Annotated in this window: 17 protein-coding genes and 1 riboswitch; of the genes, 5 read left to right on the top strand and 12 right to left on the bottom strand. The window is 37.0% G+C overall.

The annotated features are described in order from the left end of the window. Nucleotide 1: 1 nt before the first annotated feature. The 9 genes from nikB to ACFVT8_RS14640 all read right to left on the bottom strand — a co-directional run bounded on the left by nikB (nt 2) and on the right by ACFVT8_RS14640 (nt 6,869). The gene (gene nikB, locus ACFVT8_RS14680; RefSeq protein WP_387081232.1) at nt 2-952 is read right to left on the bottom strand and encodes a nickel ABC transporter permease; all 951 of its coding nucleotides are present in this window, start codon (nt 950-952) and stop codon (nt 2-4) included. Nucleotides 953-1,028: 76 nt separating this feature from the next. Further along, nucleotides 1,029-2,639 carry a nickel ABC transporter substrate-binding protein gene (gene nikA / locus ACFVT8_RS14675; protein WP_387081230.1) on the bottom strand — a complete coding sequence of 537 codons (1,611 nt, stop codon included), beginning with the start codon at nt 2,637-2,639 and terminating at the stop codon, nt 1,029-1,031. Nucleotides 2,640-2,927: 288 nt separating this feature from the next. Continuing rightward, nucleotides 2,928-3,120: riboswitch (cobalamin riboswitch) on the bottom strand. A gap of 142 nt (nt 3,121-3,262) precedes the next feature. Beyond that, nucleotides 3,263-3,799, bottom strand: coding sequence for a DUF1572 family protein (locus tag ACFVT8_RS14670; protein WP_387081229.1), 537 nt, complete (start codon nt 3,797-3,799; stop codon nt 3,263-3,265). Nucleotides 3,800-3,969: 170 nt separating this feature from the next. Further along, on the bottom strand, nt 3,970-4,875 hold the full coding sequence (locus tag ACFVT8_RS24575) for a hypothetical protein (RefSeq protein WP_483869503.1): 906 nt from the start codon (nt 4,873-4,875) through the stop codon (nt 3,970-3,972). Continuing rightward, a complete protein-coding gene (locus ACFVT8_RS14660) occupies nt 4,868-5,386 on the bottom strand; it encodes an RNA polymerase sigma factor (RefSeq protein ID WP_387081228.1) in 519 nt (172 codons plus the stop codon). Before ACFVT8_RS14660 ends, ACFVT8_RS24575 begins: the two co-directional genes overlap by 8 nt. 106 nt (nt 5,387-5,492) lie before the next feature. Next, entirely contained in the window at nt 5,493-6,101 is a 609-nt protein-coding gene (locus ACFVT8_RS14655) for an SCO family protein (protein WP_387081226.1), read from the bottom strand. 104 nt (nt 6,102-6,205) lie between these two features. Beyond that, on the bottom strand, nt 6,206-6,328 hold the full coding sequence (locus ACFVT8_RS14650; RefSeq protein ID WP_082337366.1) for a YvrJ family protein: 123 nt from the start codon (nt 6,326-6,328) through the stop codon (nt 6,206-6,208). 88 nt (nt 6,329-6,416) lie between these two features. Next, complete coding sequence (locus ACFVT8_RS14645) at nt 6,417-6,641, bottom strand: DUF2922 domain-containing protein (RefSeq protein WP_387081224.1); 225 nt, start codon at nt 6,639-6,641, stop codon at nt 6,417-6,419. Nucleotides 6,642-6,653: 12 nt separating this feature from the next. Further along, nucleotides 6,654-6,869, bottom strand: a complete 216-nt coding sequence (locus ACFVT8_RS14640; protein WP_387081223.1) for a DUF1659 domain-containing protein — start codon at nt 6,867-6,869, stop codon at nt 6,654-6,656. 121 nt (nt 6,870-6,990) lie between these two features. On the opposite strand from ACFVT8_RS14640, the gene ACFVT8_RS14635 reads away from it, so the two are divergent. After that, nucleotides 6,991-7,419: a DUF2621 domain-containing protein gene (locus ACFVT8_RS14635; RefSeq protein ID WP_387081526.1), complete on the top strand. Its 429-nt coding sequence runs from the start codon at nt 6,991-6,993 to the stop codon at nt 7,417-7,419. An 876-nt stretch (nt 7,420-8,295) separates the two neighbouring features. Here the strand turns inward: ACFVT8_RS14635 and ACFVT8_RS14630 are convergent. Genes ACFVT8_RS14630 through ACFVT8_RS14620 form a run of 3 tightly spaced genes read right to left on the bottom strand, consistent with a single transcriptional unit; the run spans nt 8,296 to nt 9,947 of the window. Continuing rightward, nucleotides 8,296-8,793 carry a CcdC family protein gene (locus ACFVT8_RS14630; RefSeq protein ID WP_387081221.1) on the bottom strand — a complete coding sequence of 166 codons (498 nt, stop codon included), beginning with the start codon at nt 8,791-8,793 and terminating at the stop codon, nt 8,296-8,298. A 22-nt stretch (nt 8,794-8,815) separates the two neighbouring features. After that, the gene (locus ACFVT8_RS14625; protein WP_387081220.1) at nt 8,816-9,184 is read right to left on the bottom strand and encodes a response regulator; all 369 of its coding nucleotides are present in this window, start codon (nt 9,182-9,184) and stop codon (nt 8,816-8,818) included. A gap of 52 nt (nt 9,185-9,236) precedes the next feature. Beyond that, the gene (locus ACFVT8_RS14620) at nt 9,237-9,947 is read right to left on the bottom strand and encodes a cytochrome c biogenesis CcdA family protein (protein ID WP_387081218.1); all 711 of its coding nucleotides are present in this window, start codon (nt 9,945-9,947) and stop codon (nt 9,237-9,239) included. A gap of 427 nt (nt 9,948-10,374) precedes the next feature. Here ACFVT8_RS14620 and ACFVT8_RS14615 point away from each other — a divergent pair, with 427 nt between their 5' ends. The 4 genes from ACFVT8_RS14615 (at nt 10,375) to ACFVT8_RS14600 (ending at nt 14,277) form a co-directional block, all read left to right on the top strand. Next, nucleotides 10,375-11,103 (top strand): FadR/GntR family transcriptional regulator, encoded by a 729-nt coding sequence (locus tag ACFVT8_RS14615; protein WP_387081216.1) that lies wholly within the window; start codon nt 10,375-10,377, stop codon nt 11,101-11,103. A 298-nt stretch (nt 11,104-11,401) separates the two neighbouring features. Further along, complete coding sequence (locus tag ACFVT8_RS14610) at nt 11,402-12,118, top strand: (Fe-S)-binding protein (RefSeq protein WP_387081214.1); 717 nt, start codon at nt 11,402-11,404, stop codon at nt 12,116-12,118. 15 nt (nt 12,119-12,133) lie between these two features. Next, complete coding sequence (locus ACFVT8_RS14605; protein WP_387081213.1) at nt 12,134-13,564, top strand: LutB/LldF family L-lactate oxidation iron-sulfur protein; 1,431 nt, start codon at nt 12,134-12,136, stop codon at nt 13,562-13,564. Next, entirely contained in the window at nt 13,561-14,277 is a 717-nt protein-coding gene (locus ACFVT8_RS14600) for a LutC/YkgG family protein (RefSeq protein WP_387081211.1), read from the top strand. The genes ACFVT8_RS14605 and ACFVT8_RS14600 overlap by 4 nt, the downstream gene beginning before the upstream one ends. Nucleotides 14,278-14,382: the final 105 nt, after the last annotated feature.

The following is a 14,382-nucleotide window of genomic DNA, read 5'->3' as shown; positions in this document are numbered from 1 at the left end:
ACTACCTCCCCCTCACCATCATTAGATGAGGATCAAGAACTCTATGTAATATATCTGTACATAAATTAGCAAAAACATAGATGATAGCGATTATTAGAACATAACATTGCACAACTGGATAATCTCTATTAATAATTGATTCTATTAAGTAACGACCTAAACCTGGCCAGCTAAATACCTGCTCTACAATAACAGCCCCACCCAATAAATTTCCCAGTGTTATACCAAGCATTGTCGTCAGCGGAATAGCAGCATTTTTTAAGACATGCCGACTGAGAATAACAGATTTTTTTAAACCCCTTAAATGTGCATACTGAACATAATATTTTTGTAATTCTTCTATGACGCTTGTACGAATTGACTGAACAAACAATCCAATAGTTGGTAACGCTAAAGATACTGCTGGTAAAATTATATGTAAAATAGAACCTTTACCATTTGTCGGGAAAATGCCTAGCTTCAAGCTAAATAAGTACAAAAGAAAAAAACCTAACCAAAAAGTTGGGATGGATACACTGATAATGGATAATAAGCTAACAATCTTATCAAATACGGAATTTTTATAAAGAGCACTTAAAATACCTAGAGGAATACTAAAGCCAATAATACATACAAATGCAGCTAGTGCTAATTCAAAAGTTGCTGGTAGTTTTACTAATATTTCTTGGGCAACGGGTAATTTACTCACAAACGATGTACCAAAATCGAAGTGCAACACACCTTTTAGCCATATAAAATATTGAATCAACAAAGGTTGATCAGTGCCCAATTCCGATCGTAGCGACTGTATTGCTTCTGCCGTCGGTGCGACCCCTGACAGCCTAATTATTACTTCCGCTGGCTCTACTGGAACAAAACGAATAAATAAAAAGGTCATGATTGAAACCCCTAGTAAAACAAATGGTAATGTAATAACTCGTTTTAGACAAAAAAGCCAAGTTGATTCGTACATTTCTTTTATCACTTCCCAAGTCTTCATAGTGCAAAAAGAGAGGAGTCGTGTTTAGACCCACTCTCTTTTCACTCTCTTACTTTAAATCCATCTGAGCATATGGAATATCATATTCAGATGCACGAGGGTTAAAATCTTTCATATTTTTATGGTATATAACGGTATTCGTTTCATATGAAATCGGATAGAATAATGCTTTGTCATGGAACATTGTTAAAATATCTTTATACAATTGAACACGTTCCGCTTCATCCGTACCAATTAATAATTGATGTATTTTGTCATCAATTTGTGCTGCGTTATCTAGGCCTAATTTCGCTTCATAAACGCCATTTGCATTCAGTGTTGCTGATTCGTTTGCGAAGCTATGCGGGTCTGTTGGTGGACCATTAGTACGCCAAAAATTAATATCTACTTGATTATCCATCAATTTTTGGAGCCCTACCATAACATCAGCGCCTTCAAGATTTAGTTGGACGCCTATTTTTGCTAATTCTCCTTGCATTAATTCTGCCATAGGTTTTTGGATGGCATCTGTTGCAATATAGATTAAATCTAGTTTAAGAGGTTGCCCATTTTTAGAACGGATTTTATCACCTTTTTGTAATGTCCAACCTGCTTCATCTAATAACTGCTTGGCTTTTTCTGGACTGAATAGGATTGGTTTCAAATCAATATTGGCATACGGAATAGCATCCCAAAACAGTGTATTGGCAACTTTTTCTGTACCATGGGTAATGCTCTCAACCATTTGTTCTTTATTAATAGCGTATTGAATAGCCTGACGTACTTTTAATTCTGCTAATGGACCAGATTGTGTATTAAATAGCAATGCACGTGTAGATAAAGGTTCAGATATAGCCGTTTTGTATTTACCGCTATCTTTTAAGAAAGTGTAGTTATCTAAGCTAATAATGCCACGGCCATAAATTAAATCTAATTCTTCATTTTCAAATGCCAGTGACATAGATTCTGAATCAGGAATAATTTTCACTTTTACTTTGTCCACCAGTGGCTTTTCACCCCAATAATGTTCGTTGCGGCTAAAAATTGCGGATTCATCTTTTTTGTATTCGGTTAATACCCATGGACCTGTTCCAATCGGAGCTTTTATTCCTTTATTAGTTGCATCTCCCTCAGGGAATCCGTTATCCCCTAAAAAGCGGAATGGTCGAACAAACGCCAGTTCGTTTAATACAGGGTAATATGGTTCATCTAACTGTAAACGAATTGTATAGTCATCTTTTTTCACAACATCTACAATATGATTCACCATCCCCATCCAGGAGTGTGTTTCACGATCTGCTAAAACTGCATTAAAATTACGAATGACATTATCTGCATTAAAGGCTGTCCCATCAGAGTATTTGACATCTTTTCTAAGATGAAATATGTAAGTTTTTTTATCGTTGGAGATTTCCCAACTCTCTGCTAATTTCGGCGATATTGTCCCGTCATCGTTATATTCTACCAATGATTCATACACCATTGCTTGGGCAGTCATTTGGTTTGGTAGATAAGTATGCGGATTTAATGGCCCTATATCTAGTGGCCAGCCAATTGTTATCATTTTTCCTTCGTTATCTTTTGTTGTACTTCCATTACCTTCATTCGAGCTTGAACACCCTGCTAAAATGATTAACATCAGCAATAGAATGAAAGGTAATAAATTCTTTTTGAATAACATTATTTCTGCTCCTGTCTATTTATTGGTGCTAGAAAGACACAAAATACTTCTAATTTAAAACTCATAGCATTCGGGGAACGCCGCTAAAAGTGTAAATTGCGCCGCTAACTAAGCATATGAAGCCGCTAAAACCCGATATTCCGCCGCTAACCTTATTCGCACCTCACTTTGATGTAAACTACTATGTTTAGAAAAAGGCATAAAAAAATCCTTATTCAAATATGAATAAGGATAGAAAAACTCATCATTAAAAGCCTTCCATCCATCTCCCTATCTTTCGTAGCTCTACAATGAATCTAACTACAAGCAGGCATTCTGGCTTATGAATCTTCATTTTGCTTCACCTTCCCAAGTACTTACTCAGTGGTATTTGAAACAAAACTCCTCATTTACAGCTGCGGGACAGCATGGGATTTACACCCATTTTCCTTTTAATTGAGTGAAAAATTATTTCACTCAAACTTGTAATGATAATTATTAAATTTAGTAATAAACATAACATGCTTCAAAGACACACGTCAATTTTATTTTCTGAATATAATAAAGTTTTGAGATATTTAAAGGCTTTATTATAGTATATTCCATCATAAAAGCCATCTCACACTAGTGAGACGGCCCCATTTCTATTGTTGATGTTTTTTTACCATAGACTCTGTAAAAGCCTGAGATTGACCCTTTGGAATACTTAATGTTTGCCAATCAGTGCCCCTTAGTTGCTTTGCGATGTAAACAATTTGACCGACATGTTGTGAGTAGTGGGACATTTGTCTTTCGATAGCATCTATCACGGAATGCTGTTCTCCTCTTATCGTTACAAACCCTTGTAAATCAGCTTCCGTTAATCTTTGTAAAGCATTTAAAAATACTTGCCATCCCTTTTCCCATACTGTTATAACCTCTTCTTTTGTCTGAAGGCTATCAGTAAATTCATCATCACGATTTCTCGTTGCTTTCTCGCCATCTGTCGTTAGAAAGTCAGTCCATCTCGATATCATATTGCCACTAACATGTTTTACGATAACGGCAATGCTATTGGATTCCTCGTTAAAAGCCCAGTGTAGTTGTTCATGATCCAATTGTGAGAGTGTTTTATCACCTTGTTCTTTCACACTTTTAAATCTTTTTTGAACTACATTTAAATACGTTTGCGCTACCGTCATTGTTGAACCCCCATCCTCTTTTCTACTATTTTAATATAGACAGAATGAGATGTGCCAATTTGGTAACTAGTTGGTGACAAAAATTAAGTAATACTTACTAGAGGGTTTTAATCACCACTAATTTCTAAGCCTTCACCAATCGAGCTTTTACAGTCAGTTTATCTTCCACCTTATTTCTTTGCTTTCCATGAATTTAAGTGTGGGATAAATTCTCTTACAAGAGCAACCATTTTTTCTTGTGCTTCCTGTTGATCACCATTTAATTGATAGCCTATTTGATATACATAGCCATTATAATATGTATAAAACTCATTGGCTCTTGTATTCATTTGATAAATGCGCTTGTCTGTATCATTATAATTATAATATACATACGCGAAAAATTTATCTGGTGTCATCGCACGATAATACAAAGGATTCATAAAATTCAAACCTACATTCGTGATTTCCCCTGAAAAGTGCTGACTATCTTCCGTAACGTTATAGTTTCCTAAAGGATTATGATTTACATTTGTTACCGTCAAATTAATATATTGACGATCCACTCCAGTGAGAGACTTTTCTTTATAACTAAACTGAAATTGCTTTTGCAGGGTACCATCTTCCATCTCTGACGTTATAGCATAGACCTCCTGTGTATTTGATTTAAATGGAAGATTTTCAGGATCTATTAGATGGACAGCATTCTCCATAGTATCCGCCACTGCTTGCATAGCCTCGAAGCCCTGAAGTGGTGCATAAAATTTGATATTTTCGCGGTGTTCTAATCGATCTGCTATTTGAAAAAACTGACTGAACGTTGTCTTTGTTCCTTCAACTTCTGTTTGAAATAAATCGGTGAATGATTGTTTTTCTTCTTCATGAAGTATTTCTGTCGTTACATGGTCAATCGGTTTCGAAGCTTGCCATGCAATAAATAATAAGATAGAGCATGTCATCATTACGGCCAGTGTACGATACGGCCAAAGTTGCTTTGAAGGATACCTCTCTTGCTGAATTTGTTGACGAACCTTATGAATGATTGCTTCTTTATGAGATGAGACATCCTTCAATACGCGCATTGTATGCTTATCCATGGAAAAGTACCTCCCATTCAATATGTTGTAAGTCTATTTTTAATAATTCCTTCCCTTTATTCAAACGTGATTTGACCGTACCCTCAGGAATTTCGAGTAGCATTGCAATTTCTTTAATTGACATATCCTCTAAATAAAAATATACAATTGGTTCTCGTTGCTTTAACGGTAATTTCAAGATCGCTTCATCTAAAATCGTTTGTTCATCCTGTTGAATTAGTGAATCTTTTAGAATGGATTTTTGCTTTGGGAAAAGCTTGGATTGAACTGAAATTTTCCGATATGCCCAGCTTTTTAAATAATCTTTACTTTTATTTATGGTCATACGTGCTAAGTAAGCCCTCATCTCTCCTCTTTCTTCATAATGCTTTTGATGATGATAGAATTTAATAAAAACATCTTGAACAATATCCTCAGCTATTTGTAGATCTTTCGAATAGTAGTAAGCGATTCGAAATAAATGCTCTGTATGTAGTTCCATTAGTTGCTCTAAATATTCTGAATCAGCCAAAATTTTTCCCTCCTTCTACACTATAAACGAGGCTAAAGTTATAAAAGATTAAATTTCATCAAAAAAAAACCGTCTCTTCATTAATTGAGACGGTTTCCTTCTATCATTATAAATTTTCATCAATATATGTTTCTATATCTGATGCAATTGTGTCAATTGGTACATCCTCGACATTTTTAGCAAACCCTGTATACATTTTTACAATTACGCCATTTTTATCGACTAAGAAAAATTGATTACCATGGATCACTTGATCGGTGTTAGGATCATCTTTGACGATTATTTTTGTTGATTTCACGGCGAACTGCTCAATATACTTTTGTGAATAACCAGTAAGTAGATTCCATTTTGATTCATCTGGAACATTATATTTTTTCAAATAATTAGCTAGTACTTCTGGCTTATCAACGTCAGGATCAACGGAAAACGCAACAATATTATAATCTTCCACACCTTTTTTCTTCAGCTTTTCTTGAACTTGCGCCATATTAAAGGACATGGGTGGGCAAATCGATGTACAATTTGTGAAAATATACATACCAATCCACGGTTTCCCTTTTAAACTTTCTAAAGAAACTTTTTCTCCGCGTTGATTGACATGTTCAAAGTCTGGTAATTCCAAGCTATAATCTGCTTTAAATTTTGTATTTCCACACGCACTAAGCACTGCAGCTAATGCACAAAGTAGAACAAGCCCAACTATTTTTTTTCTCATCTCTAACACGCTCCCTACTTACACTATCCTCATCCTATCGTACGATGTAAATATTGACAAGGACACTCAAGTGACAGCTTTCGTACATCTTTGTGAAATCGATTTCACTTTAAGGAAACAAGTGCATCATGAATTGCATCTAATTTAACTTCTACCCGGTGCAGTAAGTAAAACGACACTAAGATAGGAAAACCGATATCCGATATCATGTTTAACCACTGTTCCATTTTGACCCCTCCCTCACAGCTAAATTAATAAAATTGCCCATTGCTGAAAATGGTCCTTGCAGAAAATTCCGCAAAGACCATTTCGTGATTATTCGATCCCTAATTCAAATTCTGTTACTTGTCGGTCAATAATTCGAGCCCCGCTCATTGCAACCAGAGCGCCAGCTTGTCCATCAAAAACGTTTTTAGCGATGATTGTTTGCATTACTTGTTGAATTTCTTCCGTTGTTACCTTTGGCTTCGGAGCATCAATCGCAATCGTCGTTGTTTTCCCCGTAGCTGTTTCAAATTGCAGCTCTAAAACTTGTGTCATAACTTTCCCCCCTTAGTATAAATCTGTTGTTTCTTGTTTTACAATGCTGTCTAGTGCGTGTGAAGAAAGACTTGCAATAGCATATGCTACCGCTACTAAATCCTCTGCCGTATGCGATTCGTTTAAATTTCGATACGTTTTTGTTGTGAACATAGGCTCGTTTTGTGCATTGTTTCCAGAGACATACTTTAAACGCAATGTAGCACCTACGAAATTGACTTTTGCCATAAGGGTCACCTCCTCTCTTTCACAATATATACAGACTTATTGCTAAAAAAGGGACATTTAGGATGAATTTTTTAATGTAAGCTTTTATAATAGAGTGAGAGAAGGCAAAGAGGTGAACGATTTGTTAAGTGGTTGGTTTTTATGGTTTATCCTATTTTGGGTAGTTGTACTCATTTCACTTATGGCGATAGGCGGATTTTTCATGTTCCGCAAATTTTTAAAGGCTCTACCAAAGCAGGACGGTAAATCCGATTTAGATTGGCAAGAGTATTATTTAGATAAAACCATTCATTTATGGGGACAACCTGAGAAAGAACTTTTATATGAACTTGTAAGCCCTGTACCTGAGCTATTTAGACAAGTAGCAAAAGAAAAAATTGCAGGAAAAATCGGCGAGCTTGCTTTAGAAGAAAAGGCACCTGCCATTAGCCATGATTTGATTATTCGTGGCTATATTCAAGCAACACCTAAGCGCGACCATAAATTTTTACGAAAAAAATTAGACGAAATGCAAATTGACATCGCTCCATACGAACATCTATTTGAATGAAGAAACGCTGCACACTGATTTTGTGCAGCGTTTTTTTGCCCTTAGATAAGTTTCGTCATATATTTTTTATAAGTGTTTCCTGAAGTCTATTCGCCAGTATCTGATTTCTATCCGTCACCTTGGCTCTTCCATCCGTCGCTTGCTCGATTCTATCCTTCACTTCGACATCCTATCCGTCGTCCAGAGTTCTATCCGTCACTTTGGCTCTTCCATCCGTCGTTTCAGTCTTTCTTTCCGTCGCTTGCTCGATTCTATCCGTCACTTCGACAATCCTATCCGTCGCTCTGATTTCTATCCGTCACTTTGGCTCTTCTTTCCGTCGCTTCGATCTTTCTTTCCGTCGCTTGCTCGATCCTATCCGTCACTTCGACAATCCTATCCGTCGCTCTGATTTCTATCCGGCACCTTAGCTCTTCCATCCGTCGCCTCGGTCTTTCTTTCCGTCGCTTGCTCGATTCTATCCGTCACTTCGACAATCCTATCCGTCGCTCTGATTTCTATCCGTCAATTTAGCTCTTCCATCCGTCGCTTCGGTCTTTTTTTCCGTCGTTTGCTCATTTCTATCCGTCGCTTGCTCAATCCTATCCGTCGCTCTGATTTCTATCCGTCACCTTGGCTCTTCTTTCCGTCGCTGGCTCGATTCTTTCCTTCATTTCGGCAATCCTATCTGTCGCTCTGATTTCTATCCGTCACCTTAGCTCTTCCATCCGTCACTTTGGCAATTCTATCCGTCACTTTGGCTCTCCCATCCGTCGCCTTTACCTTTCTTTCCGTCGCTCAGTCTACTTATTCCTTGCTCTGACAACCCTATCCATCAGCCAAACTACGCGCAATAAAAAAACTACACTAGATTAATTCTCTAGTGTAGTCTTCCCATTAAATATTCTTCAGCGGAATTGTTTTTTTAATTTTAATAAATTGAATAAGCATTGCGATTCGCCAAGGGAGTAACATAGCGAACGCTAAAATCCAAAACATTCCTGCTAACTCACCAACGTCAATGGAGCTACTTAATATCATTTTTGCGATTATACGGAACACTAATAGTCCGATTAGTATAAAAACGAATGCTTTTGAACGTTTTAAATAAATATCTTGACCTTTTACTTCAAATTTAGAAGTGGCAATTAGGATTGTTGAGAACACCATGCCGACTGCTACCGCTTCAAGAATTTGCATGGGTGGCACTCTAAATTGTTCAAATAAAAACATACACGCACCTGAAGACATCGCAATAGGTGGAATGATAATTTTCTTCTCATTTGTCGGTTTCTTAGATGCTCGCATACGTAAAACCATGACAAAGGTACCCATAAAAATGGCCATTATGGTCGAACCTATTACATAATATTGAGAAGGGATATTGCTAAACATAAAAATTCCTCCTCTAACGTCATTAACAATTTTGTCCAAGTAATTGATCAACTACTTCTTTTAATCTTGTTGGCTCGAATGGCTTTGTAATAAAATCCTTCGCACCACTTTCAATCGCTTCCACGATTAACTTCTGTTGTCCTAAAGCTGTAATCATAATTATTTTCGCATCTGGAAATTCGGGGATGATTTCTTTTACTGCTGCTATACCTGTCATAACGGGCATTGTTACATCCATCGTTACTAAATCTGGTTGTAACTCACGATACATCGCCACAGCTTCTTTACCATTAGCTGCCTTGCCGACTACCTCATAACCCCATTCAGTAAACATATTACTTATTGCAACACGCATAAAGAGCGTATCATCCACTACTAAAACTGTAGGCACATGTTCATCTCCCTCACGTTAAAGTACGGTATGGCCTCTTTAGTTTAGCAGATTAGAAGCCTGTAAATCCACCAAAAATAGGCTGTAAAATACGTGTTAAATACGATAATCCGTCAAAGAATAACATTACACCAACGACAATCATAATATAACCGCCTATTTTTACAATTTTTTGGCTGTGTGTACGAATCCACGTCATTCGTGCTATAAAGAAAGATAACACGAAGAACGGAACTGCAAAACCTAAATAATAAGCTAACATATAGCTAAATCCTGCTGTTGGATTTGCACTTGCTAATGCAATGATCGATGCTAAAATTGGACCTGTACAAGGCGTCCAACCAGCCGCAAAGGCTATTCCGATTAATACCGATCCAAAATAACCCGATGGTCGGTTTTTAAATTGGAATTTTCGGTCCTTCATTAAAAAGTCAATTTGTAGTAATCCCACAATCATTAATCCAAACACAACGATTAAAATGGCTCCAACCTGACGTAATAATGTTTTATAATTAAGGAAGAACTCGGCTGCTAATGATGCACTTAGACCAATCAAAATAAAGATGATTGAAAATCCTAGTAAAAAGAAGAGGGTGTGCAAAATTGCACGCTTTTGCATCATACCTCGTTCCGATTTTAGCTCATCTAATGACATACCTGTTATGTATGATAAAAATGCTGGATACAGCGGTAGAGTACAAGGTGAAATAAAACTTAAAAACCCTGCACCTAAAGCTAAAAATACGTTAATATCAGTTCCCATATTTTCTCACTCGCTCCTTACAGTTAATGTCTCCATCGTACCAAAAATCACTGTAAATTGCGCCCTTCCTGTTTGTGAACGTTTCATGGCAAAAAGATGTTAAAAGAGTGAAGTTCCATCATATTATCATACAAATTTTTTTCAGACATTATTTAATCAAAGTGTATTTGTTCATGTACTTTTGCATTATGCGCTCCCCTTATATTATCTGTCAACAAAATACGCCATAATTCTACATATCAAGTTATAGTGAAGATGCATTTATTTTATAACCTGTTGTAAAGGCGTTACCTGCAGTTTTCCGCAGTGTTGAAGTACCCTTTTTATTGACATAAAGTATTTACCGTTAAATAGTAAGTAAATTACTTTCCTTCATGTATAATAAAAAACAATAGAGCAATTGATAGAGATAAATGAGGTGTATTCCTTGGAATTAAGAAAAATTAAATCAAAAAAAATATATGAAGAAGTATCAGAAATCCTCTATGAAAAAATTAGAGCTGGCGAGCTAAAGCCTGGTGATCGACTTGATTCAGTAGAACAACTAGCTGAACAATTACAAGTAAGCAGATCTGCCATCCGAGAAGCTCTTTCCGCTTTAAAAGCAATGGGGCTCATTGATATCAAACAAGGCTCAGGTACATTTGTTAAAAGTAATCAATCCAATCAGCTCGATTTCCCCTTATCAACTGCCATTTTAACAAATAAGCAAGATATCTCACATTTGTTAGAAGTACGCAAAATTATCGAAGTAGGTGCAGCGGCTAGCGCAGCCATTCATCGAACAGAAGAAGACATACAGTCAATGATGCAGATTTTGGATGAAATGAAACAAGTACATGGAGATGGGGAGCTAGGAGAAAAAGTGGATTTTCAATTTCACGCGACCATTTCTGCAGCATCTCAAAATCCCCTACTTGCAACTATATTAGATCAAGTTTCAGGTTTGATGATTGAAACAATGAAAGAGACACGCCGAATTTGGTTGTACTCTAAAAACATTACAAGTGAAAAGCTGTATGATGAACATATGCAAATTTTCCTCGCGATTAAACAGCAAAATGAAGAGCTTGCAAAACATGCTATGGCTTCGCATTTAAGTAATGTGGAAAAGGTTTTAATGCAATATTTTGAAACAACTGAATCTATGAAATAACAACAGCTGCCTGTATTTTATTATAGGCAGTTTATCTATGCCTCGGAATAAGTGCGTCCAGAATCGGCATTGTGCAAGCACAAAGAGCTCCTTTCCGATTCCGTGACATCCACCGGAGGCCTTAACCTCTTTCAGCAGGTGTTTGGGCACCTGCTGAAAGAGGTTAAATTTTTTGAAAATTAATAATAAACACCTTTTATTCATCTGTACAATTGTAGTAATATAAAAACAAAGTCATCAGATGACCTGTTGATTAGTTATTTGAGGGGTAATATAGAGACAAAAAGGAGCGATTATCATGAAAGTAACACTTTTTGCTACTTGTTTAGTTGATATGTTTCAAGGTGATGTAGGAAAAGCCGTTGTTGAAGTTCTTGAAAGGCTCGGCTGCGACTTAGACTTCCCTGAAAATCAAATTTGCTGTGGGCAACCTGCCTACAATAGTGGCTATGTAAAAGACTCTAAAAATGCAATGAAAAAAATGATCACGGCTTTTGAACATGCCGAATATGTCGTCTCCCCTTCTGGTTCCTGCGCATATATGTTTAAGGAATACCCAGAAGTGTTTAAAGGTGATCCTGTTTGGGAGCCAAAAGCGCAAGCATTAGCAGACAAAACATATGAATTTACAGAGTTTATCGTAGATGTATTAAAGGTCGAAGATGTAGGAGCACATTTAGAGGGCAAGGCTACTTATCATACTTCTTGTCATATGACACGTCTACTCGGTGTTACAGATGCACCGTTTAAACTATTAAATCAAGTGAAAGGCTTACAGTATGTGGAACTCCCAGGAAAAGATCGATGCTGTGGATTTGGCGGAACATTTTCAGTAAAAATGGGCAATATTTCTGGAGAAATGGTCAATGAAAAAGTACAAAATATTGAAGAAACAGGGGCAGACATTTTAATCGGTGCAGATGCTGGTTGCTTAATCAATATTGGTGGTCGAATTAATCGACAAGGTAAGCCTATTAAAGTCATGCATATTGCAGAAGTATTAAATTGTCACTAAGAGGGGGTAGAAGAAATGTCCATGAGAACAAGTGATGAACGCTTTAATCATCGGGTAGCGAAAGAGTTAGAAAATACGTTTATGCGCGGAGCTGTATCAAGTGCACAGGAGCGCTTTCAAACACGTCGGCTAAAACAAGCTGATGAGCTCGGACATTGGGAGGAATGGCGCTCTCACGGAGAAGAAATTCGAAAGCATGTGTTAGCGAACTTAGATTATTACTTATATCAGCTAAGTGAAAACGTCTCTAGTAGAGGTGGCCATGTTTACTTTGCACAAACAGCAAAAGAAGCGACAGACTATATTCAAAGTATCGCGAAAAAGAAAAATGCTGCTAAAATTGTGAAATCAAAATCTATGGTAACAGAGGAAATTGATTTAAACGCCGCTTTAGAAGAACTCGGGTGTGAAGTCATTGAAACAGACCTTGGAGAGTACATTTTGCAAGTAGATGATCACGAACCCCCCTCTCATATTGTTGCCCCAGCTTTGCATAAAAATAAAGAGCAGATTCGTGACATTTTTAAAGAAAAACAAGGTTATGAGAAAACCGAAAAGCCTGAAGAACTAGCCCTATATGTACGTGAAAAATTAAGAAATGAATATTTAACAGCAGATATTGGCATTACAGGCTGTAACTTTGCTATTGCGGAGAGCGGATCGATTACACTCGTGACAAATGAGGGAAACGCAGATTTAGTAACCGCCTTGCCAAAAACACAAATTACAGTAATGGGAATGGAAAGAATTGTTCCAACATTTGAAGAGATGGAAGTACTAGTAAGCTTATTAACAAGAAGCGCAGTTGGGCAAAAGCTTACAAGCTATATTACTACATTAACAGGGATCAAAGATGAAGGTGACACAGACGGACCAGAGGAATTCCATTTAGTAATCGTTGATAATGGACGTTCTGATATTTTAGGCAGCGAATTCCAGCCTATTTTACAATGTATTCGCTGTGCGGCATGTGTTAACGCTTGTCCTGTTTATCGACACGTTGGTGGGCATGCTTATGGTTCTATCTATTCTGGGCCAGTAGGTGTCGTACTTTCACCATTATTAGGCGGCTATGAGGATTATAAAGAGTTACCATATGCCTCTACATTATGTGGTGCCTGCACTGATGCTTGTCCTGTTAAAATACCGTTACATCAGCTTATTCATAGACATCGACAAGTAATTGTTGAAAACGAAGGTAAAGCTCCAGTATCAGAAAAGCTATTAATGAAAGCCTTTGGTTTAGGTGCTTCCTCCCCTACCCTATATAAAATGGCAGCAAAAATGGCTTCACCAGCAATGGCACCATTTACAAAAGATCAGAAAATTTCAAATGGTCCAGGCCCACTAAAAGCATGGACGGAAGCAAGGGATTTTCCAGCCCCGAATAAAGATAATTTCCGTGACTGGTTTAAACACCGCCAAAGAGGAGGCGATGAAAAATGACAGGTACTATTAAAAATAGAGATGTATTTTTATCAAACATCGCGAAACAGCTCGGACGTACACAAAAAACAGAACTTGCACGACCTACATGGCAGTATCAACCACAAGATCGCATTCTAAAAGAAGCGACAAAAGATGAGTTAGTAGAGGTTTTAGTGGAACAATGTAAAAATATTCATACGGATATTGTCATTTCAAATACAGCTAACCTTCCTGCAGATTTACAAAAAGTAGTTGAAAATTTTGGAGGCAATTCAGTTATAACATGGAAAGATGAACGTTTTAAAAGCTATGGCCTATCATCATTGATGACCGAGCAATGGCCACAAAAAAATATTCAGCTATATGAATGGAATTCCGAGCAGCCTGAGGAGAATGTTCGACAGGCTGAAAAAGCCAACATTGGCATTACAATTAGTGAAATTACATTAGCAGAATCAGGAACTGCTGTACTTTTTAGTGATAAGGATAAAGGTAGATCAGTTAGCTTTTTACCAGAGAAGTCTATTATTTTAATTCCTAAAAGTACCATCGTTCCACGAATGACACAAGCAGCCCGCTTAATTAGCGAAAAAGTTAGAAATGGCGAGCAAATTGCATCCTGCATAAACTTTATAACAGGACCAAGTAATTCAGCAGATATCGAAATGATTCTGATAGTTGGTGTACATGGACCAATTAAAGCCACTTATATTGTGATTGAGGATCAGTAATACCAATCAACCAGGCATACTTCAACATTGAAGAAATGCCTGGTTTTGTATGTTGCTATAAAATTTAGTTGATGGATGGTTAATCGCTGATAAGTTCTCACTAAT

Origin of the sequence: Lysinibacillus sp. NPDC058147 (assembly GCF_042884205.1) — a bacterium.
In the GTDB taxonomy this organism is placed as follows: Bacteria; Bacillota; Bacilli; order Bacillales_A; family Planococcaceae; genus Lysinibacillus.
This window is presented reverse-complemented; position numbering and strand designations above follow the sequence as displayed.

Coding starts and splice junctions, on each gene's coding strand:
- nikB (WP_387081232.1), bottom strand. CDS start 952: ATGTACGAATCAACTTGGCTTTTTTGTCTAAAACGAGTTATTACATTA.
- nikA (WP_387081230.1), bottom strand. CDS start 2,639: ATGTTATTCAAAAAGAATTTATTACCTTTCATTCTATTGCTGATGTTA.
- ACFVT8_RS14670 (WP_387081229.1), bottom strand. CDS start 3,799: ATGACGGTAGCGCAAACGTATTTAAATGTAGTTCAAAAAAGATTTAAA.
- ACFVT8_RS24575 (WP_483869503.1), bottom strand. CDS start 4,875: ATGGATAAGCATACAATGCGCGTATTGAAGGATGTCTCATCTCATAAA.
- ACFVT8_RS14655 (WP_387081226.1), bottom strand. CDS start 6,101: ATGAGAAAAAAAATAGTTGGGCTTGTTCTACTTTGTGCATTAGCTGCA.
- ACFVT8_RS14650 (WP_082337366.1), bottom strand. CDS start 6,328: ATGGAACAGTGGTTAAACATGATATCGGATATCGGTTTTCCTATCTTA.
- ACFVT8_RS14645 (WP_387081224.1), bottom strand. CDS start 6,641: ATGACACAAGTTTTAGAGCTGCAATTTGAAACAGCTACGGGGAAAACA.
- ACFVT8_RS14640 (WP_387081223.1), bottom strand. CDS start 6,869: ATGGCAAAAGTCAATTTCGTAGGTGCTACATTGCGTTTAAAGTATGTC.
- ACFVT8_RS14630 (WP_387081221.1), bottom strand. CDS start 8,793: ATGTTTAGCAATATCCCTTCTCAATATTATGTAATAGGTTCGACCATA.
- ACFVT8_RS14620 (WP_387081218.1), bottom strand. CDS start 9,947: ATGGGAACTGATATTAACGTATTTTTAGCTTTAGGTGCAGGGTTTTTA.
- ACFVT8_RS14610 (WP_387081214.1), top strand. CDS start 11,402: ATGAAAGTAACACTTTTTGCTACTTGTTTAGTTGATATGTTTCAAGGT.
- ACFVT8_RS14605 (WP_387081213.1), top strand. CDS start 12,134: ATGTCCATGAGAACAAGTGATGAACGCTTTAATCATCGGGTAGCGAAA.
- ACFVT8_RS14600 (WP_387081211.1), top strand. CDS start 13,561: ATGACAGGTACTATTAAAAATAGAGATGTATTTTTATCAAACATCGCG.